Source organism: Streptomyces sp. CMB-StM0423 (assembly GCF_002847285.1).
Taxonomy (GTDB): domain Bacteria; phylum Actinomycetota; class Actinomycetes; order Streptomycetales; family Streptomycetaceae; genus Streptomyces.
Genome location: NZ_CP025407.1, coordinates 5,603,145 through 5,629,004 on the forward strand (window position 1 = coordinate 5,603,145; position 25,860 = coordinate 5,629,004).

Sequence of the window (25,860 nt, forward strand, 5' to 3'; positions counted from 1 at the left end):
GCCGGACCCGGCCGTGCCGTCAGGCGCGGTGGCGCCCGCCGCCGTAGGACTGCCCGCCACCGAACAGCCGCGCCAGCACGCCGAGCGCCCCGCCCGGCCTGCGGGTCGCCTGCTGCTCCTCCTTGAGCATCTCGGACAGCCCGTCCGCCCCGACGCTGCGGTTCTGCGCGGCCCGGGAGACGGCGGCCATGGCGACGGGCGTGAGGATCTTCAGCGCCCGGGACACCTGCGCCATGGGGATGCCCGTGCGCTGCGAGACCGCGCGGGCCACCGGCATGCTCGTCCTGCCGACGATCGTCGCCAGCATCCCGCCGCCGAGGGCACTCCCGGCGAACGTTCCGGCGCTCGCCAGCGCGGCCGAGCCCTTCGCCGGGCGGGCGGCCGCTGCCGCGCCCGCGGGCGTCGCCCCCTGAGCCTCGTCGAGCGCCTGCTCGACCTCGTGTGCCCCGTGCGGGGAGGCGGCCTCCTCGGCGAGCGACCCGGTGAGGGCGGCGACCGTCTCGCCGACGACCCGCCTGGCGCCCCGGCTGCCGGTGCCCAGCTCGGCGGCGACCTGGTGCATCTGCTCCGTACTGAGGTCGTCCAGGACAGCTTTGTGTATGGATTTGTCCCTCATGCCGGAAACATTACGACCGATCACCGATGTCGGCACGTCGGGTTACAGATCGATAAAGTGCCGAAGCCGTGCAACCCTTCGCCGCCGATCGGGGTCGTATAGGGCATCAGGCTTCCCGGGGGGAGTACCAGGGGGGTGGGGGAGCCTTCGGAGGGGGACAAGCGAGGGGGCCCGGCCGCAAGGCCGGGCCCCCTCGCTGCGTCCGTCATGGGTTTTCCACAACCGGCGAGTAGTCCACAGGCCGGCCCGCGATGTCGGCGCCCGGCGATAGCGTCGTTCCCATGACGCAACTGGCGGTGGTGGAGGGGGTCCTCGAGCGGATCACGTACGCCAACGAGGACAACGGGTACACGGTCGCCCGCGTCGACACCGGCCGCGGCGGCGGCGACCTGCTCACGGTCGTCGGCGCCCTCCTCGGCGCCCAGCCCGGCGAGTCGCTGCGTATGGAGGGCCGCTGGGGTTCCCACCCGCAGTACGGCAAACAGTTCACCGTCGAGAATTACCGGACAGTCCTCCCCGCCACCGTCCAGGGCATCCGCCGCTATCTCGGCTCCGGGCTGATCAAGGGAATCGGCCCCCGCATCGCCGAGCGCATCGTCGACCACTTCGGCGTCGACACCCTCGACGTCATCGAGCAGGATCCCGCCCGGCTCGTCGAGGTCCCCGGCCTCGGCCCGAAGCGGACGAAGCTGATCGGCGCCGCCTGGGAGGAGCAGAAGGCCATCAAGGAGGTCATGCTCTTCCTCCAGGGCGTCGGCGTCTCCACCTCCATCGCCGTGCGGATCTACAAGTCGTACGGGGACGCCTCCATCTCCGTGGTGAAGAACGAGCCGTACCGGCTGGCGGCCGATGTCTGGGGCATCGGCTTCCTCACCGCCGACCGGATCGCCCGCTCCGTGGGCATCCCGCACGACAGCCCGGACCGGGTCAAGGCCGGTCTGCAGTACGCGCTGTCGCAGTCTTCCGACCAGGGCAACTGCTTCCTGCCCGAGCAGCAACTCATCACCGGGGCGGTCAAGCTGCTCCAGGTCGACACGGGCCTGGTCATCGAGTGCCTCGACGAGCTGGCGAAGGAGGAGGGCGTCGTCCGGGAGACGGTGCCCGGGCCGGCCGGGGAGGAGGCCGTGCAGGGGATCTATCTGGTGCCGTTCCACCGCGCGGAGGTCTCTCTGGCCGCCCAGTTGCTCCGCCTGCTGCGTACCGAGCGGGACCGGATGCCCGCCTTCCAGGACGTCGACTGGGACCGGGCGCTGAGCTGGCTCGGCGGGCGCACCGGCGCGGAGCTGGCGTCCGAGCAGGAGCAGGCGGTCCGGCTGGCGCTGACGGAGAAAGTCGCGGTGCTGACCGGCGGTCCGGGCTGCGGCAAGTCGTTCACGGTCCGCTCGATCGTGGAGCTGGCCCGGGCCAAGCAGGCGAAGGTGGTGTTGGCGGCGCCCACGGGCCGCGCGGCCAAGCGGCTGGCGGAGCTGACCGGCGCCGAGGCGTCGACGGTCCACCGGCTGCTGGAGCTCAAGCCGGGCGGCGACGCCGCGTACGACAGGGACCGTCCCCTCGACGCCGACCTGGTCGTCGTCGACGAGGCATCGATGCTCGACCTGCTGCTGGCGAACAAGCTGGCCAAGGCCGTGCCCCCGGGGGCGCACCTGCTGCTCGTCGGCGATGTCGACCAACTGCCGTCCGTCGGCGCCGGGGAGGTGCTGCGCGACCTGCTGGCCGACGGCGGCCCGGTGCCCGCGGTCCGGCTGACCCGGATCTTCCGCCAGGCCCGGCAGTCCGGCGTGGTGACGAACGCGCACCGCATCAACTCCGGGGTGCAGCCCCTCACCCAGGGCCTCGCCGACTTCTTCCTCTTCGCCGAGGACGACACGGAGGCCGCCGGCAGGCTCACGGTGGACGTGGCGGCACGTCGGGTTCCGGCCAAGTTCGGCCTCGACCCGCGCCGCGATGTGCAGGTCCTCGCCCCCATGCACCGCGGCCCCGCGGGCGCCGGCGCGCTCAACGGGCTGCTCCAGGAGGCCGTCACCCCCGGCCGGCCCGGGCTGGCCGAGAAGCGCTTCGGCGGCCGTACGTTCCGCGTCGGCGACAAGGTCACGCAGATACGGAACAACTACGAGAAGGGCAGCAACGGGGTCTTCAACGGCACCGTCGGCGTCGTCACCGCCCTGGACGCCGACGAGCAGCGGCTGACGGTGCTCACCGACGAGGACGAGGAGGTGCCGTACGACTTCGACGAGCTGGACGAGCTGACGCACGCGTACGCCGTCACCATCCACCGTTCACAGGGCAGCGAGTATCCGGCGGTGGTGATCCCCGTCACCACCGGTGCCTGGATGATGCTCCAACGGAACCTGCTGTACACGGCCGTCACCCGGGCCAAGAAGCTGGTCGTGCTGGTCGGCTCCCGTAAAGCCCTGGGCCAGGCGGTGCGGACCGTTTCCGCTGGCCGGCGTTGTACGGCGCTGGACCATCGGCTGCGTGGGCGAGTGGGTCTCCCATAACGCGCTCCGACAGGGCACGATGGTCCGTATGTGGCACGCAGTGCCGTATGTTGATCCGGCAGCCGACCCCGAGTGCACGGAAGAGCTCCGCATGGGGGAAGCTGGAGGGTAGTCAGGGCACCTCAAGCACACCTCAAAGAAGAGGCACGATACGTCGGGTGAGGACAGAGTGAGCGACAAATCTGCAGTACTTCGGTACGGCGACGGCGAGTACACCTTCCCGATCGTCGACAGCACCGTCGGTGACACCGGCGTCGACATCGGAAAGCTGCGCTCCCAGACCGGGCTGGTGACCCTGGACAGCGGCTACGGCAACACCGCGGCGTACAAGTCGGCCATCACCTATCTGGACGGCGAGCAGGGGATTCTGCGTTACCGCGGCTACCCCATCGAACAGCTCGCCGAGCGCAGCACGTTCCTGGAAGTCGCCTACCTGCTGATCAACGGTGAGCTGCCCAGCGTCGACGAGCTGTCGGTGTTCAAGGGCGAGATCACCCGCCACACCCTCCTGCACGAGGACGTCAAGCGCTTCTACGACGGCTTCCCGCGGGACGCACACCCGATGGCGATGCTGTCCTCCGTGGTCAGCGCGCTGTCGACCTTCTACCAGGACAGCCACAACCCGTTCGACGAGCAGCAGCGGCACCTGTCGACGATCCGGCTGCTGGCCAAGCTGCCGACGATCGCGGCGTACGCGTACAAGAAGTCCGTCGGCCATCCGGTGGTCTACCCGCGCAACGACCTCGGGTACGTCGAGAACTTCCTGCGCATGACCTTCTCGGTGCCCGCTGCCGAGTACGAGCTGGACCCGGTCGTGGTCAGCGCGCTCGACAAGCTGCTGATCCTGCACGCCGACCACGAGCAGAACTGTTCGACCTCCACCGTGCGGCTGGTCGGTTCCTCGCAGGCCAACCTGTTCGCCTCCATCTCGGCGGGCATCAGCGCGCTGTGGGGGCCCCTGCACGGCGGCGCCAACCAGAGCGTGCTGGAGATGCTGGAGGGCATCCAGGCCACGGGCGGCGACGTCGACACCTTCATCCGCAAGGTGAAGAACAAGGAAGACGGCGTGAAGCTCATGGGCTTCGGGCACCGCGTCTACAAGAACTTCGACCCCCGGGCGAAGATCATCAAGGCGGCGGCGCACGATGTCCTCTCCGCGCTGGGCAAGTCCGACGAGCTGCTGGACATCGCCCTCAAGCTGGAGGAGCACGCGCTCGCCGACGACTACTTCGTCGAGCGCAAGCTGTACCCGAACGTCGACTTCTACACCGGCCTGATCTACCGCGCGATGGGCTTCCCGACCGAGATGTTCACGGTGCTCTTCGCGCTCGGGCGGCTGCCGGGCTGGGTCGCCCAGTGGCACGAGATGATCAAGGAGCCGGGCTCCCGCATCGGCCGCCCCCGGCAGATCTACACCGGTGAGGTGCTGCGGGACTTCGTCCCGGTCGAAGAGCGCTGAGCTGCCGGCCACCCGCACGCCGGCAACGCCGCGCAAGAACGCGAAGGCGCCCCGTCTGCGATCCCCCCACGGATCAGTCGACGGGGCGCTTCGCTCTCCCGGCCCCGGTAGGGGCCGGGCGCCTTCATGCCGCCGGGACGCCGCCGCGGGAGGGGCCGCTCAATGCTCCTCGCACGTGCCGTCCCGGCCTCGTGCACGTCGACTCCGCCGGGTGTCGACGTCACCCGAATAGACACGCGAATGGCGCCGATGGTTACCCCCCGATCCGTGTGATCTAAGTCACTCGCCCGAGGCTGTGCAGCCGGCGGCCTCACGCGCCGACGCCGCCCCCATGACGCGTGTGCGGGGGCGGCGTTCGCCGTGGGCCGTACGGATCAGGCCCTGCCGGCCAGCTCGTACCCGGCCTCGTCGACCGCGGCGCGAACCTTCTCCTCGTCGAGCGGGGCGGCGGAGGTGACGGTCACCTCGCCGGTGGCGGCCACGGCCTTGACCGAGGAGACGCCGTCGAGCTCGGAGATCTCCGCGCTCACGGCACCCTCGCAGTGGCCGCAGGTCATGCCGGTGACCTTGTAGACGGTGGTGACGGAGGTCTGAGCGCTCATGGGAGTCTCCCTTGTCGACGGTGGGCGCAGCCGTGTCCTGCTCCCTGCATTCCAGAGTATACCCCCTAGGGGTATTTCCCATCCGCGCGGATCCCGCGGTCAGCCCGGTGGGGCTATGGCGTCGGTGCCGACGACCGGCGCGAGATAGCCGAACAGGGCCCGCTTGATCTCCCTGCGGTACGGCTCCCGTTCGGCGGCCCCGGCGCTCATGAACAGCTCCAGGCCCGCCTTGAAGATGCTGAAAGACATGGTGGTGGTGCGGGCGATCTCGGTGCTTGAGAGCTCCGGCGCGCGCAGGGTGAGCATGCCCTCGACGGCGGCCACGATCGTGGTGTGCACCGCCTCGTGCTCCTCCGCGACCAGGCCCGGGGCGTCCGCGCTCTGCAGCAGCACCTCGAAGCCGGGGTTGGCGGCGCAGAAGTCGATCACCGGGTCGAGGGCGGCGTCGAGCAGCGCGTCGAGCGGGAGCGCGGCGTTGGCGGCGGTGAACGCCTCGCTGTTCGTCTCGTGGAGTTCGTGGTTGTAGCGGCGGCCCAACTCGACGGCCACCGCCTCCTTGTTCGGGAAGAACTGGTACAGCGTGCCGGGGGAGACGCCGGCCTCGCGGGCGATGGCGTTCGTGGACGCGGCGGCGTATCCGCTGCGGGCGAACACGGCCGCGGCGGCGTCGAGCAACTGCTGTACGCGCCGCTCGCCGCGCGCCTGCCGGCGGCGGGGCGGCCGGTCGGCGGGGGTGTGCCCGCCGACGGCCGGTGCTGGATTCGACACGGCTATCCACAGCCTCCGGGTAGGAGTTGACAAACACGAGCGCCCGCTCGCATTCTGAGGAAACGCGAGCGCGGACTCGTATTCCGGCTCGTGTCTCATTCTATTGCGCTGTGCAACGAGAGGGCGGGACCGATGGCCGAGGGGACGAACGGGGGGACGGCCGAGGTGAGCCGCTGGACGCGGATCGTCACGGCGCGGCCCAGGCTGTCGCTGCTGCTGGCGCTGGTCTTCACAGCGCTGGCCGTGTTTGCCGGGAGCGGGGTGGCGGACCGCATGAGCGGCGGGGGGTGGCAGGATCCTGCGTCCGAGTCTGCGTACGCCGCGGACGCGCTGGACGAGCAGTTCCCCGGCGCCCGGCCGAACCTGCTGCTGCTCGTGGACAGCGGCCGGCCGGACGGGGTGGACGATCCCGCCGTCGCCGCCGAGGCGGAGCGGCTGGCCGCGCGGCTCGCGGCGGTGGACTCGGTCGAAGGGGTGACGTCGTACTGGGCGGCGGCCCAGGCCGCCGGACAGGCGGAGGCCGGCCCGGCCGAGGGCGCGGAAGGCGCGGGGGAGGCGCGGGGCGCGGCGGCCGCGGCCGCCGGACTGCGGTCCGAGGACGGCAGCGAGGCGCTGATCGCCGCGCGGATCACCGGGGACGAGACGCGTAACAGCGAGGTCTTCGACGAGCTGGCGCCGGACTTCCGTGGTGAGCACGGCCCGGTGGAGGTCCGCCTCGGCGGCCAGGCCGCGATCTACGACGAGTTGCAGGGCACCATCCAGGAGGACCTGCTGCGGGCCGAGATCATCGCCCTGCCGGTGACGCTCCTGCTGCTCATCGTGGTCTTCGGCAGCGCGGTCGCCGCGCTGCTGCCGCTGGCTGTGGGCATCATCGCCATCCTGGGGACGAACGCGGTGCTGCGCGGCATCACCGAGTTCGCGGACGTGTCGGTCTTCGCGCAGAACCTGACCACCGCCCTCGGACTCGGACTCGCCATCGACTACGCGCTGTTCATCGTCCGGCGCTACCGGGAGGAACTGGCGGCGGGCGCGGATCCGCTCGGCGCAGTGGGCACGACGCTGCGGACCGCCGGCCGCACGGTGCTGTTCTCGGCGCTGACGGTCGCGGTGTCGCTCTCGGCGATGCTGCTCTTCCCGCAGTACTTCCTGCGCTCGTTCGCGTACGCCGGGATAGCGGTGGTGCTGCTGGCCGCGGTGGCGGCGCTGACGGTGCTGCCCGCCGCGCTGGTGCTGCTCGGCCCGCGGGTCAACGCCTGGCGCATTCTGCCCAAGCGGGGCGGCGAGACGCCCGGCGGTGCCGAGAGCGGGCGCGGCTGGGCGCGGCTGGCGAAGGTCGTGATGCGCCGGGCGCCGGTCTTCGCGGTCCTCACGACCGGAGGGCTGATGCTGCTCGGACTGCCGTTCCTGGGAGTGCAGTTCGGTACGGCGGACGACCGGCAGCTTCCCGGGTCGGCCGAGTCCCACGTGGTGCAGGAGCACATCAGGGACGGCTTCCCGGGCACTCCCGGCGGGACGATCGAGATCTACGTCGAGGGCGACCCGGCCGCCGCGGACATCGCGGCGTACCAGGAGCGGATCGCCGCCCTGGACGGGGTGGAGCGGGTCGACGGCTCCGCGATGAACGCCGGCGCCGGCTATCTGACCGTGACCGCCGAGGGCGAGGCGGTGGAGGCATCCAGCCAGGACCTGGTGCGCGACATCCGGGACCTCGGACCGCCGTTCGAGGCGTCGGTGGCGGGCTCTGCCGCCGATCTGGTCGACGCCAAGGACTCCATCCAGTCCGTCCTGCCCTGGGCCGCGCTCATGATCGTGCTGGCCACGCTGATCCTGCTCTTCCTGCTCACCGGCAGCGTTCTCATACCGTTCGTGGCCGTTGTGCTCAACGCGCTGAGCCTCACCGCGATGTTCGGCGCCATCGTGTGGGTCTTCCAGGACGGCAATCTGTCCGGGCTGCTGAACTTCACCGCCACCGGCGACATCGAGACGACGCTGCCGGTGCTGATGTTCTGCGTCGCCTTCGGCCTGTCCATGGACTACGGCGTCTTCCTGCTCTCCCGCATCAAGGAGGAGTACGACCGCACCGGGGACCGGGACGGCGCCGTGGTCTTCGGGCTGCGGCGGACCGGCGGGCTCATCACCGCCGCCGCGGTGATCCTCGCGGTGGTGATGTTCGCGATAGGCACCTCCCGGGTCACCAACACCAAGATGCTGGGCATCGGCCTCGCGCTCGCGGTGCTGATGGACGCGATGGTGGTGCGCGGGCTGCTGGTGCCCGCGGTGCTGAAGCTGACCGGGGCCGCCACGTGGTGGGCGCCCGGGCCGCTGCGCCGGTTCCACGAGCGCGTCGAGCGCAGCGGATTCGGCGAAGGCGGCCCCCGGGCGACCGGTCAGGAGCAGGAGCGGCCGACGGACAAGTCCGACGACCTCACGCCTGTCGGCGGGCGATGACACCCGGGGCGGGGCGTCACCGGCGGTTGCGGCGGTTGCGGCGGTTGCGGCTGCTGGGGCGCTGGGCGACCCAGGCGCGCACCGTGTCCGGATACCAGTAGGGCTTGCCGTGCTCGACGACGTCGGGCGCCGGCAGCATCCCGTGCTTCCGGTACGACCGCACCGTCTCGGTCTGCACGCCGATGTGGGCCGCGATCTCCTTGTACGACCACAGACTGTCCGTCATCTCTGTACCTCCCGGCGGGGCGCCGGGGCAGCGCCCCTGGTGATCAGTGACCCTGTGCCCGCCGGGAAACCCGGCCGACCCTCGCCGAGGGGTTGTCGAGCAGATGTGGTGGGGAACCGACGTAACCGTGACATTGGTGACGAGACACGCACGCGACGTGATCGACGCATGATTGACACGGCTCCTCGGCGGCGGTTAGACCGAAACCGTTGCTGGACGAAGGGATTGCCCATGAAGACCATCGGCCACTGGATCGGCGGCAAGGCAGTCGAGGGCGCCTCGGGACGGTCGGGGCCGGTCTACGACCCCGCCACCGGGGCGCAGGCCGCCGAGGTCGCGTTCGCCTCCGCCGCCGAGGTGGACGCCGCCGTCGCCGCCGCCCGCGAGGCGTTCGCGGAGTGGGGCGTGTCGTCGCTCGCGCGGCGCACCACCGTGTTGTTCCGCTTCCGCGAACTGCTCGCCGCCCGCCGCGAGGACGTCGCCCGGCTGATCACCGCCGAGCACGGCAAGGTGCACTCCGACGCCCTCGGGGAGGTGGCCCGCGGGCTGGAGATCGTCGAGGTCGCCTGCGGCATCCCGCAGTTGCTCAAGGGCGAGCTGTCCACGCAGGTCTCCACCCGTATCGACGTCGCCTCGATCCGGCAGCCCGTCGGCGTGGTCGCCGGCATCACGCCGTTCAACTTCCCCGCCATGGTGCCGATGTGGATGTTCCCGCTGGCCATCGCCTGCGGCAACACCTGCGTGCTGAAGCCCAGCGAGAAGGACCCGTCGGCGTCCGGGCTGCTCGCCGAGCTGCTGGCCGAGGCGGGGCTGCCGGAGGGGGTGTTCAACGTCGTCCACGGCGACAAGGAGGCCGTCGACCGGCTGCTGGAGCACCCCGACGTCGCCGCGCTCAGCTTCGTCGGCTCCACCCCGATCGCCCGGTACGTCTTCACCACCGGCACCTCCCACGGCAAGCGCGTCCAGGCGCTCGGCGGCGCGAAGAACCACATGCTGGTGCTGCCCGACGCCGATCTGGACGCGGCCGCGGACGCCGCGGTCTCGGCGGCGTACGGGTCGGCTGGGGAGCGCTGCATGGCGGTCTCCGCGGTGGTCGCGGTCGGGGACACCGGCGACGAGCTGGTGACGAAGATCGCCGAGCGGGCGCGCAAGGTCCGTATCGGCCCCGGTGACGACCCCGACTCGGAGATGGGCCCCCTCATCACCCGCGAGCACCGCGACAAGGTCGCCGGCTATGTGCGGGGGGCCGCGGCGCAGGGCGCCGAGGTGGTCGTGGACGGCACGGGCTACACCGTTCCCGGCCGCGAGGACGGCCACTGGATCGGGGTCAGCCTGCTGGACCGGGTGCCGGTGGAGTCCGACGCGTACCGGGACGAGATCTTCGGGCCGGTGCTGTGCGTGGTGCGGGCGGAGACGTACGAGGAGGGGGTGCGGCTCGTCAACGGCTCGCCGTGGGGCAACGGCACCGCCATCTTCACCCGCGACGGCGGCGCCGCGCGCCGCTTCCAGCTTGAGGCCACGGCCGGGATGGTCGGCGTGAACGTACCGATCCCGGTGCCCGTGGGCTACCACTCCTTCGGCGGCTGGAAGGACTCCCTCTTCGGCGACCACCACATCTACGGCGAGGACGGCGTCCGCTTCTACACCCGGGCGAAGGTCGTCACGACCCGCTGGCCCGACCCCGCGGACGGCGGTGTCGACCTGGGCTTCCCGACGTCCCGCTGAGACCGGTGCCGCCGTTGGGGAGGCAGATCGTGCGGTCGGGGGGTACTTTGCGAGTAACGGTGCGACATGTCTGCGGCATCGGGATCCGGACGGTTCCGGTGTTCCGCACCGCCTCCACCATCAACCGTCGTGTGTGCGAGGAGCTGATGCCGTGTCACTGATGTCCCGGGCCGGGATCCGCGAGTCGACGGAGTAACGGCACCGAATCGCCCCCTCCTTCGTCACAGTCCCGATGAGGACGGTGCGAGGGAGGGGCGCGATGAGACGCGTGGTGCTCACGGGACTGGCAGGACTGATGACGGTGCCGCTGCTGCTGACGGGCTGCAGCGGGGGCGGGAACGGTGCGAAGAAGGAGCAGCTATCCAGTGACCGCGCCGGTGGCGGGAGCGCGCCGCTGCCGGCCCCCGCGGTGCCCTCCGCGGCCCCGGAGGGTGCGTACGACACCGCCCCGGAGGCCGCGGGCAAGGAGCGGGCGGACTCCTTCGTACCGGAGCCCGACATGGTCTCCACCTTCGCGCTCGACGTGGACACCGCCTCGTACAGCTACGCCCGCCGCACCATCGACACCGGGGCGCTGCCGCAGCCGGACACCGTGCGCCACGAGGAGTTCATCAACAGCTTCCGCCAGGACTATCCCGCGCCCGAGGACGACGGATTCTCCGTCACCACCGACGGCGCCCGCGCCGCGGACGACGGCTGGTCGCTGATGCGCGTGGGGCTGGCGACCCGCCCGGAGAGCAACGAGTACGGCACGCAGGCGCGCCGGCCCGCCGCGCTGACCTTCGTCGTGGACGTCTCCGGCTCGATGGCGGAGCCCGGCCGGCTCAGCCTCGTACGGGAGGCCCTGCACACGGCGGTCGACGAGCTGCGCGACGACGACGCGCTGGCGCTCGTGGCGTTCAGCGACGAGGCCCGTACGGTGCTGCCGATGACGGCCGTCGGCGGGGCGGAGGACCGTATCCACGACGCGGTGGAGGCGTTGCAGCCCACCGAGAGCACCAACCTCGAGGCGGGCGTGGCCCGCGGCTACGACGAGGCGGTCGACGGCCACCGCAAGGGCGCCACCAACCGCGTCGTCCTGCTCTCCGACGCCCTCGCCAACACCGGCGCCACCGACGCCGGGACGATCCTCGACCGCATCGCCGCGGCCCGGGAGGACTACGGCATCACCCTGTTCGGCGTCGGCGTCGGCAGCGAGTACGGCGACGCGCTGATGGAGCGGCTGACCAACCAGGGCGACGGGCACACCGCCTACGTCTCCGGGACCGAAGAGGCCCGCAAGGTCTTCGTCGAGGACCTGCCGCGCAACGTCGACCTGCGTGCCCGGGACGCCAAGGCGCAGGTCGTCTTCGACCCGGACGCCGTCTCCGACTACCGGCTGATCGGCTACGACAACCGCCAGGTGGCCGACGAGGACTTCCGCAACGACGCGGTCGATGGCGGCGAGGTCGGCCCCGGCCACACCGTCACCGCGCTCTACGCCGTCCGGCTCGCCGAGGGCGCCTCCGGCAGCGTCGCGACGGCCACCGTACGCTGGCTCGACCCCGACACCCGCGCCCCGCACGAGGAGTCCAGCACCGTCGACGCGGGCGCCCTGACCGGCGACCTGTGGGGCGCGGCCCCGCCCCGGCTGCAGCTCACCGCGCTGGCCGCCTACTTCGCCGACGCCCTGCGCGGCGGCTCCGGCGCCGGCACCACCCCCGAGCCGTCAGCGGACGGCAAGGAGGGCACCGGTACCACCGGCGCCGGGTACCTGCCGCTGCCCGGAGCGCCCACGGTCGACGAACTCGCCGGTCACGCCGAGGACCTGGCCGCCGAGACCGAGGATCCGGCCGTGGGCGACCTGGCCGAGACCGTCCGGCAGGCGGTCGAGCTGACGGGCTGACGGACCGGCTCCGCGGACGCGCCGGCCGGCGTACGGACCGGCTCCGCGGACGCACCTCGCGGAGCGATACACGGACGTACGGGCCGGCCGGCCCGGGGCGGCGGAAAGCGGGCTCCCGCCGCCCCGGCCCCGTACGGGCCGCGCTTTCCCGCCCGAATCCCGTGACGTACTCTTGGCGCCACATTTCCGGGACCCGGCAGCGACCGCGGTGTCCCGTCTCCAGGATCCGGCAACCGGGAGCGGTGGTGGCGCAAGCGCGCGTGGCGGGGTCACCCCCCGAGGTCCTCGTCGGTTATGCGGACCTGCTGGCCGACGTGTCCGCCACCGGCCGGCTGCTGCGCCGCCCCGAGCTGGACGCGCTGCGCGAGCTGGGCGAGCAGGCCGCCGAGTCAGGACGCAGCCTGCGCGAGCTGGTCGCGGCACACCTCGCCGAGACCCGCCGCACCTGGGCCACCCTGCCCGGCGTGGCCAGGGCCACGAGCGCCACCGAGCGGGCCCGCAGCGGCGACGCGGTGCTGGCCGCGGTCGAGGCGGCCGTCAGCGCGCTCGGCGAGGGCCACGAGCGCGCCCAGCGGCTCGCGGTCCGGCAGGAGGAGGCCGAGCGCCGTGAGTTCGTCGACGACCTCCTCTACGGCCGCAGCGACCTCGGCCGGCTCGCCGAGCGCGCGGAGCGCTTCGGGCTGCGGCTGGCCCGCGCCCACGCCGTCGCGGTCGCCGCCGGCGAGGAGCCCTTCGCCGACGTCCACCCCCTGGTGCGGCGTATCGAGCGGGAACTGCTGGGCCGCTTCGTCGAGCGTGACGTGCTGCTGACCACCAAGGAGGGCCAGCTCGTCTGCGTCGCCGGCAGCAGTCAGCGCGCGCTGCTCGACGCCTTCGCCAAGGTGGCCCTGGAGCCGGGCAGCGGCTACGCCGGCGCCACCCGCGTCGCCATGGGCCGCGAGCACACGGGCCCCGGCGGGGTCGTACGCAGCTACGAGGAGGCGCTCGGCGCGCTCGACATGGCCGCCGCGCTCGGCCTCGCGCAGCCCGTGCTGCAGGCCGCCGAGCTGCTGGTCTTCCCCGTGCTGCTGCGCGACCGGGCGGCGATGGCCGATCTGGTACGGACCGTCCTCGGGCCGCTGACGCAGGCCCGCGGCGGCGCCGAGCCGCTGCTCGCCACGCTGCAGACGTGCGCGGACGCCGGCTACGTCAACGCCGAGGCGGCCCGGCGGCTGGGCGTGAGCGTGCGGACGCTGTCGTACCGGCTGGACCGGATACGTACCCTGACCGGCTACGACGTGGGCGACTCCCTGCACCGCTACACCCTGGAGACGGCCGCCATGGGTGCCCGTCTCCTCGGCTGGCCGGACCAGCCGATCTAGCCACGCGCCACCGCGAGCGCGCCGCCCTCCCACCAGGCCACCCTTCCCACCAGGCCCCGCCGCCGCTCCGCACCCCTCCGTACCTGCCCGCCCCCCACCCGTACGCGCCGCGTCCGGAACCGCACGCACCCGGCTTGCGTTCTCCCCCGTAGGTGGCCCACTCTTCTCCCTGCCGCCTGTCCCAGATGTCTGGAGTCCCGAACCCATGAACACGCTCGCGCTCGGACCGGGATGGCTGGATCCCGACTTCCTGATCGACAAGTTCGGCGTGCTCGGCGTGCTTGCGATCGTCTTCGCCGAGTCCGGGCTCCTCATCGGGTTCTTCCTGCCGGGCGACTCGCTGCTGTTCACCACCGGCCTGCTGATCACCTCGGACGTGCTCGACTTCCCGCTGTGGCTGATGTGCGTGCTCATCGCCCTCGCGGCCATCGTCGGCGACCAGGTCGGCTACCTCTTCGGCCGCAAGGTCGGCCCCTCCCTCTTCAACCGCCCGGACTCCAGACTCTTCAAACAGGAGAACGTGCAGAAGGCGCACGAATTCTTCGAAAAGCACGGCCCGAAGTCGCTGGTGCTCGCACGCTTCGTGCCCATCGTGCGCACCTTCACCCCGATCATCGCCGGCGTCAGCCGGATGAACTACCGGCAGTTCGTCGTCTTCAACGTCATCGGCGGCATCCTCTGGGGCGTCGGCGTCACCCTTCTGGGCGCCGCCCTGGGCCAGATCGACTTCGTGCACCAGAACATCGAGGCCATCCTCATCGGCATCGTGCTGCTGTCGGTGCTGCCGATCGTCATCGAGTTCCTGCGCGCCCGCAGCCGCGCCAAGAAGGCGCCCCCGGCGGCCCCTTCCGCGGACGAGCCGGAGGGCCACCCGGAGGCCCCCGCGACCGACGGCGGCGACGGCGGTCCGCAGCGCGGGCGGCACGCCCGGCGTTAGGGTCGCGTCAAAACATCGGCGTCGTCCTGGACAAAGCGCACTTCGCTGCACAGAGCGGTATTTCGGATCACTTACGATCGCCCCGTGCCCAAGCTGACCGAACTGCCGAAGCGCATACTGATCGGCCGCGCGCTTCGCAGCGACCGGCTGGGCGAGACGCTGCTCCCCAAGCGCGTCGCGCTCCCGGTCTTCGCCTCCGACCCGCTGTCCTCGGTCGCGTACGCCCCGGGCGAGGTGCTGATCGTCCTGTCGATCGCCGGCGTCGGCGCGTACACGTACAGCCCCTGGATCACCGGGGCCATCGTCGTGCTGATGGTCGTCGTCGTCGCCTCGTACCGCAAGACGGTGCACGCCTACCCCAGCGGCGGCGGCGACTACGAGGTCGCCACCACCAACCTCGGCCGCCGCGCCGGCCAGGTGGTGGCCAGCGCGCTACTCGTCGACTACGTGCTGACCGTCGCGGTGTCGGTCTCCGCGGGTGTGGAGAACCTGGGCTCGGCCTGGGGATTCGTCGCGGACAACAAGGTGCTGTGCGCGCTGATCGTCATCGGCCTGCTCACCACCATGAACCTGCGCGGCGTGAAGGAGTCGGGAACCCTCTTCGCGATCCCCACCTACGTCTTCGTCGGCAGTGTCCTCATCATGATCGCGTGGGGCGCCTTCCGCGCCCTCGCCCTCGACGACACGATGCGCGCCCCCACCGCCGACCTGGAGGTCCACAGCGAGCACGCGGGCGGCCTCGCCGGCTTCGCGCTGGTCTTCCTGCTGCTACGGGCCTTCTCCTCCGGCTGCGCCGCGCTGACCGGCGTCGAGGCGATCAGCAACGGCGTGCCCGCCTTCCGCAAGCCCAAGAGCCGCAACGCGGCGACGACGCTGTCGATGATGGGGCTGCTGGCGATCGTCATGTTCGTCGGCATCATCATCCTCGCGCTCCACACCGACGTGCGGATGGCAGAGCGGCCCGCCGAGGACCTGCTGCGGAACGGCGAGGCGGTCGGCTCCGACTTCATCCAGAACCCGGTGATCGCGCAGGTCGGCGCGGCGGTCTTCGGCGACGGCTCGCTGCCGTTCGTCATCCTGGCGGCGGCCACGGCGCTCGTGCTGTTCCTGGCCGCCAACACCGCGTACAACGGCTTCCCCGTGCTCGGCTCGATCCTCGCCCACGACCGCTTCCTGCCGCGCCAGTTGCACACCCGCGGCGACCGGCTGGCGTTCAGCAACGGCATCCTCTTCGTCGCCCTGCTCGCCGGCGCCCTCGTCTACGCGTTCAGGGCCGACTCCACCCGGCTGATCCAGCTCTACATCGTCGGCGTCTTCGTCTCCTTCACCTTCAGCCAGACCGGCATGGTGCGGCACTGGAACCGCGCGCTGACGACCGAGCACCGGCCCGACGCGCGCCGCCGCATCCTGCGGTCGCGGGCGATGAACGGCTTCGGCGCGGTGTTCTGCGCGCTGGTGCTGGTGGTCGTGCTGGTCACCAAGTTCAGCCACGGCGCGTGGATCGCGCTGGCCGGCATGCTCTTCTTCTACCTGGTGATGGCGGCCATCCGCCGCCACTACGACCGGGTCGCGCAGGAGGTCGCCGTCGCCGAGGGCGAAGAGGACGACGCGATGCCGCGCCCCGGGCACGTGCACTCCATCGTGCTCGTCTCCCAGTTGCACCGCCCGACGATGCGCGCACTGGCGTACGCGAAGCTCGTACGTTCCGACAAGCTGGAGGCGCTGACCATCGGGGTCGACGCCGAGGAGACGAGGAAGCTCCAGCAGCAGTGGGTGGACAGCGAGCTGGACGTGCCGCTGACCGTCATCGAGTCGCCGTACCGCGAGATCACCAGGCCGCTGATCGAGTACGTCAAGCGGCTGCGCCAGGAGAAGCCGGACACAGTGATCAGCGTCTACATCCCGGAGTACGTCGTCGGGCACTGGTACGAGCACCTGCTGCATAACCAGAGCGCGCTGCGGCTGAAGGCGCGGCTGCTGTTCACGCCGGGCGTGATGGTGACGTCGGTGCCGTACCAGCTCGGCTCCAGCGAGCGTGCCAAGCGGCGGGCGCGGCGCAGCGCGGAGTGGCAGGCGCCCGGTGCGGTACGGGGTCCGGCGCCGGCGGGGGCGCGGAAGCGGCGGGAGCCGGCGGGGCGGGAGCCTTCGGGCCGGGAGCCGGGGCGGTAGCGTCCGCGGGTCCGCCTCAGGGGCCGTAGGTGTGCTTCCAGCGGCGGCGGTGCCTTCGGTCGCCCTGGCCGGCGCCGTTGACGCGGCCGAGGGCTTCGAGGGTGGCCCCGTTGTTCCAGGTGCCCAGGTAGTCGCGGTGGACGGCGATCAGGCCGTTCTGCTGCGCGTACGCAAGCGACGGCCCGCTGAAGCCGGCGGTGGTGACGAAGACGGCGACGTCGGCGCGGGTGTGGGTCCTGGCGCCGAGCAGGTCGCGCATGTCGCGTTCGGCGATCCGGCGGCTGGGCGCGTACCGCTTGCACTGCGTGATGAGCAGCCGGCCGTCGGGGAGGCGGGCCATGACGTCGACGCCGTGGTCGCCGGACCGGCCGACGCGGCGTACGTCGGTGCAGCCGTCCCGGCGGAGCAGGTGTGCGACGTGCTCTTCGAACTCCTCGCCGGACATGGCGTCGATCTCGGGGAGGGTACGGCGGCCGGCGCTGATCCGGTCGTGGGCGCGCCACTGGCGGTCGCCGCGCCGGAGTACGCGGTCGGTGCGCCGGAGCCAGAAGGCCGTTGCCGCGAGCGTCGTGGCGGCGAGGGCGCCGAGGACGTACGGCCAGAGCGTGGACCAGTACAGGACGAGCAACGCCGGCAGGAGCACGCCGCCGGATAAGGCGGCCTTGAGGCGGGCCGCGTGCCGCCGCCGTGCGGCCGTGCGCCGTGGTCGTCGTGCCGCCATCGCCCGCCCCCAGATCGGTTGTCGGTGCTGTGACGTAGTGTGAGGAACGCGGCACCGGTCGTGAAGGGCGCGACTCGGCCAGTCCCGGACGGCTGCCGTTCGTCCGCTTCGGGTACGGGCCGTCCGGTCGTGCTCGGAGGGGCCGGAGCTGCCGTCCCGCCGTCCCGCCGTGCTCAGAAGCCGCCGAAGCCGCCGTCCCCGAGCCCCCCGCCGCCGAAGCCCCCGTCTCCGAAGCCTCCGCCGCCGAAGTGGCCCCCGCCGAAGCCGCCGTCGAAGTCGCCGGGGTCGAAGTCGGCGCCGGTGTGGTCCCCGCCCGCGTAGCCGCCCTCGCCCATGCCGTCCGCCGTCGCCCAGCCGCCCGCGGCGTACACCGCCTGCCCCAGCATCGTGCCCACCAGCAGCCCCGGGAGGAGGCCGCCGCCGAAGTAGCCGCCCGCCCAGGGGGCGTACGCCGGGCCTGCGTTCCAGTACGGCTGCGGGCCGCGGGCGGTGTCGACCGTGCGGATCATCGGCTCCTCGCCGGCGGCCAGCAGGTTCGCGTCCGCGGTGCACGCCGGTACGGTGCGCGAGGCGGAGCCCGGCGGTGTCCACTCCACGTCGGCGGTCGAGGGGCCGTGACGGGGGTCGAAGAAGCACGGGGGGCGGCGCTCGGGGAGGGCGGCGCCGGTGCGGCGGGCCTCCAGGGTCGTCAGTGCGAACCGCCCCTCCGCAAGCGCCTCCGTCACGCCGCGTACGTCGCGGGGGCCGCCGGCCGCGTCCATCCGGGACTTGGCCTTTTCGTACGCGTCGAGCGCCTTCTGGTAGTCCGCGCGCATTGCGTCGTCCGCCACCGGGTCGGCGGGGTCGAAGGCGATACGGGTCATCTCCTCGCCGTACGCGGTGATGTCCTCGTCGACGACGGCGCGCAGCCGCGCCAGCTCGGCCCTGGCCCGCTCCGCGTCCCGCAGCCTGGCCCGCTGCCGGACGAACAGGACGCCGCCGACGACCAGCAGGAGCACGACGCCGACCGTGAGGGCCCCGGTACCGCCGATGCCGGTGCTGTCGCCCCAGCCGGAGGGCGCGCTGCCGCCGGCCTGCCCGGCGGCGTCGTCGGCGAAGGTGACGAGCTGGTCGGTGGCGTCGCCGGGGTGGGCGCCGACGGCGGCGCGGCGGAGGTTGTCGACGGCACGGGCGGACAGCACGCGGGCGTCGGCGGCGGCGCCGAAGCCGTTGCCGAGGCGGACGGCGTAGACGCCGGCGATGCCGGTACGGGAGCGGAGGTTCTGCAGCACGTCGCGGGCGGCGGCGCCCGAGTCCGCGGGGAGTACGGCGACGAAGACGGGGCTGTCCTCGTCCTTGATCCGGGCGGCGAGTGCGTTGGCCCGGTCGACGGACATCTCGCCCCGGACGTCGGGGTGGACGTAGACGGGGCGGTCGCGCAGCGCCTCGGCGGCGTCGCCTACGGGGTCCTGGGCGTGCGCGGGGGGCGCCGTGAGGAGCGCGGCGAGCAGGACGAGGAGCGGGGCCAGGAAGCGGTGCATACCTGACATTCTTCTCGCGGCGTGGGCGGGCGCCACCCGGACGCCACCCGGGTTCCGGCCGTTGCCGCGGGGGCGGTCTCGTACGGGCGGACCGGCGGACCTGGCGCCCGCCGATCGGCGGGCGCCAGGTGGGCGAACGTCGGATGGGCGGGCGTCGGATGGGCTGGGGAGCCGGTCGGTGTGACCGCGGTGTCAGAGGGGGCGCCTACCTTAGGGCGGGGTGTGCGGGGGACGTGGGATGGGGGCTGGCGGCCTTGTGATGGCGGCGGTTTTGTTCCGCCGTTACGTGCCGATCGTCACCGCGCCGTCCAGGTCGCACGCCTGGAGCCGGCCGCACATCCCGTACCGCGACTCCGCCCCCGTCCGCTGCACCGACGCCGTCCGCAGGTGGGCGCCGTCCGTGCGGAGCGCGGTCAGGTGCGCCTCCGTCGCCGCCGCGGCGGCGGCCGGACCCCGTTCCCAGCGCTCGCGCCAGTTGTCCAGGTGCGGCCGTACCAGCTCCACCGCCCGCGTGTGGAACGCCTCCAGCGGCGCCGGGTCGCCCGCCCGTGCGGCCCCGGCCAGTTCGGCGAAGCCGGCCAGCGCCAGGTCGCGGCGCGCCTGCGCGGACTTCTCCGGCTCCGCCGGGTCGAGCGCGGCGGCGCGGGCGTAGGCGGCGTCGTCGTGCAGGACGTCCGACGGGAAGGGGAAGACGGCGTCGCCGGCCTCGGGCAGTCCGGCGTTCTGCATGAGGACGAGGATGTCGAGCCGGCCGTCGGCGTTGACGAGCCGGTGGATGGTGCCGGGCGTGAACCAGACGACGGCGTCCTCGACCAGCTCGGTCTCGGCGTACCCGGAGGCGGTCAGCGTCTGCACCGCGCCGTGGCCGCCGAGGACGACGTACGCCTCGGTGCAGGCGAGGTGCAGATGCGGGGTGCCGCCGCGGAGGCCGTCGGGGGCCTGCCAGTCGTAGACGCGGAGCCGGGAGACGCTGACGCCGCCGGGAAGGGGCGGGAGTGCGGGATCGGCCATGCCACCAGCATGACGCAAGCGCTTTCTACGAACCAGCCCCCCGAACCGCCGGATCTGCCGCCCGGCCGCGCCACGCCAACGGGAGGCGGGCCCGCGGGCGCGCCGCCGGCGGGCGCTTCTGTCGGGGGCGCGGCCTACCCTTGGGCGGGTGTGCGGGGGGTATGCGGGGGATGTTCCGGATGTTCTGTGTGTGCCCGGTGCTGTGTGCACTGGGTGCACTGGGTGCACTGGGTGTGCCGGGTGTGCCGGGTGTGCCGGGTGTGCCGGGTGTGCCGGGTGTGCCGGGTGTGCCGGGTGTGCGGGGTGTCGGGAGTGGTCAGGCGGCGGGCTTTCGTGGCTACGCCGGCTGTACCAGCGTGTATCCCTCGTCCAGCAGTCGCGGCAGGTAGTACTCCAACGCCCGTACCGTCGCCCACCTGTTGCCCCCGCCGTCGTGCGCCAGCACGATCGCACCCGCGTGCGCCTTCCTGAGCACCCTGCTCTCGATGAACGCCTGGTCGCGGTGGTCCCAGTCGAGCGTGTCGATGTCCCACTGGAAGGGCTCCATCTGCAGTTGCGCGCAGATCTCCAGGCTCGGCCCGTGCCACATCCCGTACGGCGCCCGCGCCACCCGCGGCGGCGCACCCAGCTCCTTCGCCACCAGCTCGCAGGTCTGCTCCAGTTCGTCGCGCACCCGCGGCGTGCTGATCAGGTCGAGCTGCGGGTGGGTGTAGGAGTGGTTGCCGACGACGTGGCCCTCGGCGGCGATCCGGCGCAGCACGTCGCGGTTCCAGGGGATGTTCTCGCCGATGACGAAGAACGTCGCGCGCGCCCCGTGGCGGCGCAGGATCCGCAGGATCTCCGGCGTCTGCGTCGCGTGCGGGCCGTCGTCGAAGGTGAGCGCGATCTTTTTGCCGGTCTCCCGGAGCGTGGTGTGCGGTGCCGCGCGTACCCCGACCGGCCGGGTCGGTCCCGTGATACGGGCCATCCCGCCGGACGTCGTCATCGGTGCGGTGCCGGCGCGGGCGCCGGCCGGGCGCAGCCCGTACGAGGCCCGGCTGAGCGGCTTGCCGTCCGCCAGTCCCGTCCGGGCGGCCGCCGTCCCCGACCTGGGGGCGTGCGCGTCGGGGGCGAGGGCGAGCTGGTACGCGCCGAGCAGGCCCAGGCAGAGCGCGGTGCGCCGGGGGACCCCCGCGTGGGGTATTTGTCATATTTCATGACCAACTGGTCTCACAAGGCGGAGCCAGAGCCGGTCAGCGACACGGGGCGCCGCGGCGAAGCACCGGATCGGGCCCCGGCGAGTGGCGGGGAGACCCGGAACGCGGTAGCAACGGGGGCGTCTTGTGCGTCTCGTCCCGCCGCGCGGGCCGCCCGCGCGAACGTCGTACGGCGATGGTCTACGGGCCACGACCCGGCCGCTGACGGCGGGCCGCCGGAGCGGACACGGCCCGCCCACTACGCCGAATGGCCCAGGTCGGGCCCCTTCCACAGCGTGCCGGGGCCCGGACCGGGCTTCACTGGAAGCGTTGACAACGGCGCCGGAGCCGGGAGCGCGGCCGTCACGAGGGCCCGCCGGACCGTCCCCGCGCCGAACGCGAGCTGAGGAGAGACGCCGTGCGGGCGACGTTCACGCTGGGGCGCATCGCCGGGATCCGGATCGGGGTCCACTGGAGCGTAGTCCTGATCTTCGGCATCATCCTGGTCGGCCTCGCGCAGGGCCAGCTCCCGGACTCCGATCCGGGCCGTCCCCGGGCGCTGTACTGGGCTGCGGGCCTGGTGGCCGCCGTGGTCTTCTTCGGCTCCCTCCTCGCCCACGAGCTGGCGCACGCCGTCGTCGCGCGGCGCAACGGCGTCGACGCTGACGACATCGTGCTCTGGCTGCTGGGCGGCGTGGCCCGGCTGAAGTCGGAGGCGTCGAGCCCGGGGGCGGAACTGCGGATCGCGGGGATCGGCCCCCTGGTCAGCCTGGTGCTGGGCGGAATCTTCGCGCTGGCCACCTGGCTCCTCCACCACGCATCCGCGCCGGAGCTCGTGGTGCAGGTGATGGGCTGGCTGGCGGGCATCAACCTGCTGCTCGCCGTCTTCAACTCCCTGCCCGCCGCGCCGCTGGACGGCGGGCGGCTGCTGCGCGCGCTGCTGTGGTGGCGTACGGGAGACCGGCTGCGGGCGACCGCGGGGGCCACCGCGGCGGGCCGTGCGCTGGGCTGGCTGCTCATCGTGCTGGGGTTCGTGTGGTTCCTGAGGGGCGGCGGGTTCAGCGGCCTCTGGCTGGCGCTGATCGGCTGGTTCCTCATCGGGGCGGCCACCGCCGAGAGCCGGCAGGCGCAGTTGCGGGGCGTGCTCTCCGGTGTCCCCGTACGGAACGCCATGACGGCGGATCCGGTCGTCGTGGCGGCGACCCTGGACGTCGCGCACCTGCTGGACGACCCGATGTACCGGCACTCGGCGTTCCCGGTCCTCGGCAGGGACGGGGAGCCGGTCGGCCTGGTGACGCTGCGCGGCGCCAGGCACGTGCGGCCCGACCACGGCGGGACGGTGTCCGTGGGCGAGGTGATGGTGCCGCTGGCGCAGCTCATCGTCGTAGGGCCGGACGACTCCCTGGCCGATCTGCTGCCCCGCATGTCGCCGGGGCCCGAGCACCGCGTCCTGGTCACCGAGGAGGGCAGGCTTGTCGGGATCCTGTCGCTGTCCGACATCAGCCGGACGGTCAGGTACCTGGCCGAGACCACCCCCCGCGCGAGACAGGGCCCCTGACCGCGGGCCGCCGACTCCTCGTACGCCACGACCGTGCACGCCATGGCCGTGTACGCCATGGCCGTGTACGCCACGACCGTGTACGCCATGGCCGTGCGGGGCCCTGCGGTGGTGTCGCTCACAGTTCGCCGGCCGCGGGACCGGTGCGGCGCGGCGGCGCGGTTACCCTGGCGTCGCTCCCGTACCCCCTGACCGCAGGCGAGGCCGCACGTGTTCCGGACGATGCTGAAGTCCAAGATCCACCGCGCCACCGTGACCCAGGCCGACCTGCACTACGTCGGGTCCCTCACCGTCGACGAGGACCTCATGGAGGCCGCGGACCTGCTGGCCGGCGAGCAGGTCGACGTCGTGGACATCGACAACGGCGCCCGGCTCACCACCTACGTCATCCCCGGCCCCCGCGGCAGCGGCGTGATCGGCATCAACGGCGCGGCGGCCCGGCTGGTCAGCCCCGGCGACCTGGTGATCGTCATCAGCTACGCGACGGTGGCAGACGCGGAGGCGAAGGCGATGCTGCCGCGGATCGTCTTCGTGGACGGCGACAACCGCCCCGTCCGGCACGGCTCGGACCCGGCCGAGGCGCTGCCCGGTACGGCAACGGTGCGGGGCGACTCCGTGGCCGGCGACTGAGCGGAAGTCACCGGCGGGGTCGCCCCGCACCGTGTCGGGCACAGCGGGCGGCGCCGAGGCCGCCCGCCGTTGTGCGCGTGGCCTCAGGAACGGCCCGCCTCGATGTCCAGCGTGATCTTGATCTTGTCGCTCACCGCGGCGCCGGCCGCGCCGCCGGTCACGCCGTAGTCGGAGCGGCTGATCTCCGTGCTCGCGGAGAACCCGACGACCATGCTGCCCTCCTGCTGGCCCGGTGCGAAGCCGCCGACCTCGGTCTCCAGGGTCACGGGGCGGGTCACGCCGCGCAGGGACAGGTCGCCGTCGATCAGGTAGACGCCGTCCTTCTCGCGGATCCCGGTGGACTTGAAGGTCATCTCGGGGTACGTCTCCACGTCCAGGAAGTCCGCCGTGCGTACGTGGTCGTCGCGCATGTCGTTCCGCGTGTTGACCGAGGTGGTCTGGATGACCGCGTTGACCTCGGACTGCAGCGGGTCCTCGTGGGTCACGATGGTGCCCTCGACATGGTCGAACGTGCCGCGGACCCGCGTGACGCCCAGGTGCCGGACGACGAAGGAGACGTCGGAGTGCACCGGGTCGATCGTCCAGGTGCCGGTCTCGTAAGCGGGAATCCGGTCGGCGTGAGTAGTCATGGGGAATGCCTCTTCCGTAGCGGTGCCCACCACTGGGCAAGTGGTTGAACTTTCACCCAAAACTCTAGCACTCTCTGGTTGAGGACTCAACTATAGGTATGCTGGACACATGAACGACGTACGCTGGCTCACCGAGGACGAACAGCGGATATGGCGCCTCTTCATGGACGCGGTCCGTGACTTCAACGCGCATCTGGACCGCCAGTTGCGGCGCGATTCCGGGATGCCCGTGGCGTACTACGAGATCCTGGTGCACCTCTCCGAGGCCCCCGGGCGCAGCCTGCGCATGAGCCAGCTCGCCGAGCTGTGCCGCTCCTCGCGCAGCCGGCTGTCGCATGCGGTGGCGGCCTTGGAGAAGGCGGGGTACGTCTCCCGCTGCACCACCGACGCCGACCGCCGCGGATCCGTGGCGCAGCTCACCGACGCCGGATTCGGCGTGCTGGAGGCGGCGGCTCCGGCGCACGTGACGGAGGTGCGCAAGCACCTCTTCGACGTGCTCACGCCCGAGCAGCAGCAGAAGCTCGGCGAGATCAGCGGCGCGGTGAAGGAGGGGCTGCGGCCGATCTGCGCGCAGGCGCGGGCCGAGGACGGAGAGGACGCGGAGGATCAGGCGGAGGGCGTCGGTGAGGCCACCGCGGGCGACGCCGCGGACAAGGCGCGGGAAGCCGTCACGGAAGCCTGACGCCCGCCGGTACGTCCCGCCCGCCGCGGTGCAGGCCGCCGCGCGGGTGCCCGCCCCGCCGCCGGGGACCATGTCCACCGGAGCGGAGCGGGCAGGGTGCGTACGCCTTACTCGGAGAGCGTCCACACCGCGTGCGCGAGCGCGTCGCTGTTCCGGTTCAGTGCCGTGTCGTTCACGTTCGACGTGGTGTCGCACGAGGAGTGGTAGCACCGGTCGAATGCCTGGCCGGCCGTGCCGCCCCACTTCGCCGCCTGCGCCGCCGACTTCGTCCGGCTCGCGCCCGTGAACAGCCCGCCGACCGGCACGCCCGCGCTCTTGAACGCCGCGTGGTCGGACCGGCCGTCACCCTCGGTCTCGATCTCGGTGGGGACGCCGAGGCCGGCGTAGTAGTCCTTGAAGACCTTCTCGATCTGCGGGTCGTCGTCGTAGACGAAGTACCCGGGGTTGGGCGAGCCGATCATGTCGAAGTTCAGGTAGCCGGAGAGCGCGGCGCGGTCGGCGGCCGGCAGGTTGCTGACGTAGTACCGCGAGCCGACCAGACCCAGTTCCTCCGCGCCCCACCAGGCGAAGCGCAGGTGCTCGCGCGGCTGGTAGCCGGACCGGGCGACGGCCAGCGCGGTCTCCAGAACGGCGGCGGAGCCGGTGCCGTTGTCGTTGATGCCGGCTCCCGAGGAGACCGAGTCGAGGTGCGCGCCGGCCATGAGGACCTGGTTCGCGTCGCCGCCCGGCCAGTCGGCGATGAGGTTGTAGCCGGTGCCGCCGCCGGCGCTGAACTGCTGGATCCTGGTGGTGAATCCGGCGGCGTCCAGCTTGCCCTTCACGTAGTCGAGCGAGGCCCGGTAGCCGGGGCGGCCGTGGGCGCGGTTGCCGCCGTTGGCGGCGGCGATGGACTGGAACTGCGACAGGTGCGCCTTGACGTTCGCGACGGGTATGTCCGGCGCCTGCTCGGGCGCGACGCGCGCCGCGGGGGCGGCGGTTGCGCTGCCGGACGCGGGCTGCGCCGCGGGTTCGGCGGCGACCGCGACCGGCACGAGCAGCGCGGTCAGCAGCCCGCCGGCGAGGAGCGCGGCGGCCGGCCGCGACCTGAGGCGTGCACGACGGAGGGGCATGGGTGCTCCCAACGGTGGGGGATTGTCGTGCACATGAGGCTGGCGGAGCTGTTGAGGCCGCGTCAAGAACCCATTCGGTCGCGCAAAACCGGTTATCGGACAGGTGGTGTACGCGGCCACCCGCCGTCGTA

General features: G+C 72.4%; 21 protein-coding genes. 11 read left to right on the top strand and 10 right to left on the bottom strand.

Annotated features, from left to right (window positions below):
* Positions 1-19: 19 nt before the first annotated feature.
* Positions 20-616 carry a DUF937 domain-containing protein gene (locus tag CXR04_RS24425; protein WP_101424425.1) on the bottom strand — a complete coding sequence of 199 codons (597 nt, stop codon included), beginning with the start codon at positions 614-616 and terminating at the stop codon, positions 20-22.
* A gap of 281 nt (positions 617-897) precedes the next feature.
* Here CXR04_RS24425 and recD2 point away from each other — a divergent pair, with 281 nt between their 5' ends.
* Complete coding sequence (gene recD2 / locus CXR04_RS24430) at positions 898-3,114, top strand: SF1B family DNA helicase RecD2 (protein WP_101424426.1); 2,217 nt, start codon at positions 898-900, stop codon at positions 3,112-3,114.
* Between the two features lie 169 nt (positions 3,115-3,283).
* Entirely contained in the window at positions 3,284-4,573 is a 1,290-nt protein-coding gene (locus CXR04_RS24435) for a citrate synthase (RefSeq protein ID WP_101424427.1), read from the top strand.
* Between the two features lie 374 nt (positions 4,574-4,947).
* Here CXR04_RS24435 and CXR04_RS24440 read toward each other — a convergent pair whose 3' ends face one another.
* Together CXR04_RS24440 and CXR04_RS24445 are read right to left on the bottom strand one after the other, a co-directional pair.
* A complete protein-coding gene (locus CXR04_RS24440; protein WP_101424428.1) occupies positions 4,948-5,175 on the bottom strand; it encodes a heavy-metal-associated domain-containing protein in 228 nt (75 codons plus the stop codon).
* A 99-nt stretch (positions 5,176-5,274) separates the two neighbouring features.
* Positions 5,275-5,943 carry a TetR/AcrR family transcriptional regulator gene (locus tag CXR04_RS24445; protein WP_101424429.1) on the bottom strand — a complete coding sequence of 223 codons (669 nt, stop codon included), beginning with the start codon at positions 5,941-5,943 and terminating at the stop codon, positions 5,275-5,277.
* Between the two features lie 132 nt (positions 5,944-6,075).
* Here CXR04_RS24445 and CXR04_RS24450 point away from each other — a divergent pair, with 132 nt between their 5' ends.
* A complete protein-coding gene (locus CXR04_RS24450; protein ID WP_101424430.1) occupies positions 6,076-8,391 on the top strand; it encodes an MMPL family transporter in 2,316 nt (771 codons plus the stop codon).
* Positions 8,392-8,407: 16 nt separating this feature from the next.
* Here the strand turns inward: CXR04_RS24450 and CXR04_RS24455 are convergent, their stop codons facing one another.
* Positions 8,408-8,617: a helix-turn-helix transcriptional regulator gene (locus CXR04_RS24455; protein WP_101424431.1), complete on the bottom strand. Its 210-nt coding sequence runs from the start codon at positions 8,615-8,617 to the stop codon at positions 8,408-8,410.
* A gap of 231 nt (positions 8,618-8,848) precedes the next feature.
* On the opposite strand from CXR04_RS24455, the gene CXR04_RS24460 reads away from it, so the two are divergent.
* The 5 genes from CXR04_RS24460 to CXR04_RS24480 all read left to right on the top strand — a co-directional run bounded on the left by CXR04_RS24460 (position 8,849) and on the right by CXR04_RS24480 (position 16,694).
* Positions 8,849-10,342, top strand: a complete 1,494-nt coding sequence (locus CXR04_RS24460; protein WP_101424432.1) for a CoA-acylating methylmalonate-semialdehyde dehydrogenase — start codon at positions 8,849-8,851, stop codon at positions 10,340-10,342.
* A gap of 295 nt (positions 10,343-10,637) precedes the next feature.
* Positions 10,638-12,227, top strand: a complete 1,590-nt coding sequence (locus tag CXR04_RS24465) for a vWA domain-containing protein (RefSeq protein ID WP_101426574.1) — start codon at positions 10,638-10,640, stop codon at positions 12,225-12,227.
* A gap of 242 nt (positions 12,228-12,469) precedes the next feature.
* Positions 12,470-13,588, top strand: coding sequence for a PucR family transcriptional regulator (locus tag CXR04_RS24470; RefSeq protein WP_101424433.1), 1,119 nt, complete (start codon positions 12,470-12,472; stop codon positions 13,586-13,588).
* A 205-nt stretch (positions 13,589-13,793) separates the two neighbouring features.
* Positions 13,794-14,525, top strand: coding sequence for a DedA family protein (locus tag CXR04_RS24475; RefSeq protein WP_101424434.1), 732 nt, complete (start codon positions 13,794-13,796; stop codon positions 14,523-14,525).
* 84 nt (positions 14,526-14,609) lie between these two features.
* Complete coding sequence (locus CXR04_RS24480; protein ID WP_101424435.1) at positions 14,610-16,694, top strand: APC family permease; 2,085 nt, start codon at positions 14,610-14,612, stop codon at positions 16,692-16,694.
* 16 nt (positions 16,695-16,710) lie between these two features.
* Here CXR04_RS24480 and CXR04_RS24485 read toward each other — a convergent pair whose 3' ends face one another.
* From CXR04_RS24485 to CXR04_RS24505, 4 genes are all read right to left on the bottom strand, one after another.
* Positions 16,711-17,337, bottom strand: a complete 627-nt coding sequence (locus CXR04_RS24485) for a restriction endonuclease (RefSeq protein ID WP_234380462.1) — start codon at positions 17,335-17,337, stop codon at positions 16,711-16,713.
* A gap of 251 nt (positions 17,338-17,588) precedes the next feature.
* Positions 17,589-18,935 (bottom strand): hypothetical protein, encoded by a 1,347-nt coding sequence (locus CXR04_RS24490; RefSeq protein ID WP_101424437.1) that lies wholly within the window; start codon positions 18,933-18,935, stop codon positions 17,589-17,591.
* A gap of 282 nt (positions 18,936-19,217) precedes the next feature.
* The gene (locus tag CXR04_RS24495; protein WP_101424438.1) at positions 19,218-19,946 is read right to left on the bottom strand and encodes a cupin domain-containing protein; all 729 of its coding nucleotides are present in this window, start codon (positions 19,944-19,946) and stop codon (positions 19,218-19,220) included.
* Positions 19,947-20,283: 337 nt separating this feature from the next.
* Positions 20,284-20,931: a polysaccharide deacetylase family protein gene (locus CXR04_RS24505; RefSeq protein WP_234380463.1), complete on the bottom strand. Its 648-nt coding sequence runs from the start codon at positions 20,929-20,931 to the stop codon at positions 20,284-20,286.
* 608 nt (positions 20,932-21,539) lie between these two features.
* Between CXR04_RS24505 and CXR04_RS24510 the strand changes: the two genes are divergently transcribed.
* Together CXR04_RS24510 and panD are read left to right on the top strand one after the other, a co-directional pair.
* A complete protein-coding gene (locus CXR04_RS24510) occupies positions 21,540-22,679 on the top strand; it encodes a site-2 protease family protein (protein ID WP_101424441.1) in 1,140 nt (379 codons plus the stop codon).
* Between the two features lie 210 nt (positions 22,680-22,889).
* A complete protein-coding gene (gene panD, locus CXR04_RS24515; RefSeq protein WP_101424442.1) occupies positions 22,890-23,309 on the top strand; it encodes an aspartate 1-decarboxylase in 420 nt (139 codons plus the stop codon).
* An 83-nt stretch (positions 23,310-23,392) separates the two neighbouring features.
* Here the strand turns inward: panD and CXR04_RS24520 are convergent, their stop codons facing one another.
* On the bottom strand, positions 23,393-23,938 hold the full coding sequence (locus CXR04_RS24520; RefSeq protein WP_101424443.1) for a YceI family protein: 546 nt from the start codon (positions 23,936-23,938) through the stop codon (positions 23,393-23,395).
* 109 nt (positions 23,939-24,047) lie between these two features.
* Here CXR04_RS24520 and CXR04_RS24525 point away from each other — a divergent pair, with 109 nt between their 5' ends.
* On the top strand, positions 24,048-24,620 hold the full coding sequence (locus tag CXR04_RS24525) for a MarR family winged helix-turn-helix transcriptional regulator (RefSeq protein ID WP_101424444.1): 573 nt from the start codon (positions 24,048-24,050) through the stop codon (positions 24,618-24,620).
* A 107-nt stretch (positions 24,621-24,727) separates the two neighbouring features.
* Here CXR04_RS24525 and CXR04_RS24530 read toward each other — a convergent pair whose 3' ends face one another.
* Complete coding sequence (locus tag CXR04_RS24530) at positions 24,728-25,729, bottom strand: M28 family metallopeptidase (RefSeq protein WP_101424445.1); 1,002 nt, start codon at positions 25,727-25,729, stop codon at positions 24,728-24,730.
* Positions 25,730-25,860 lie beyond the last annotated feature (131 nt).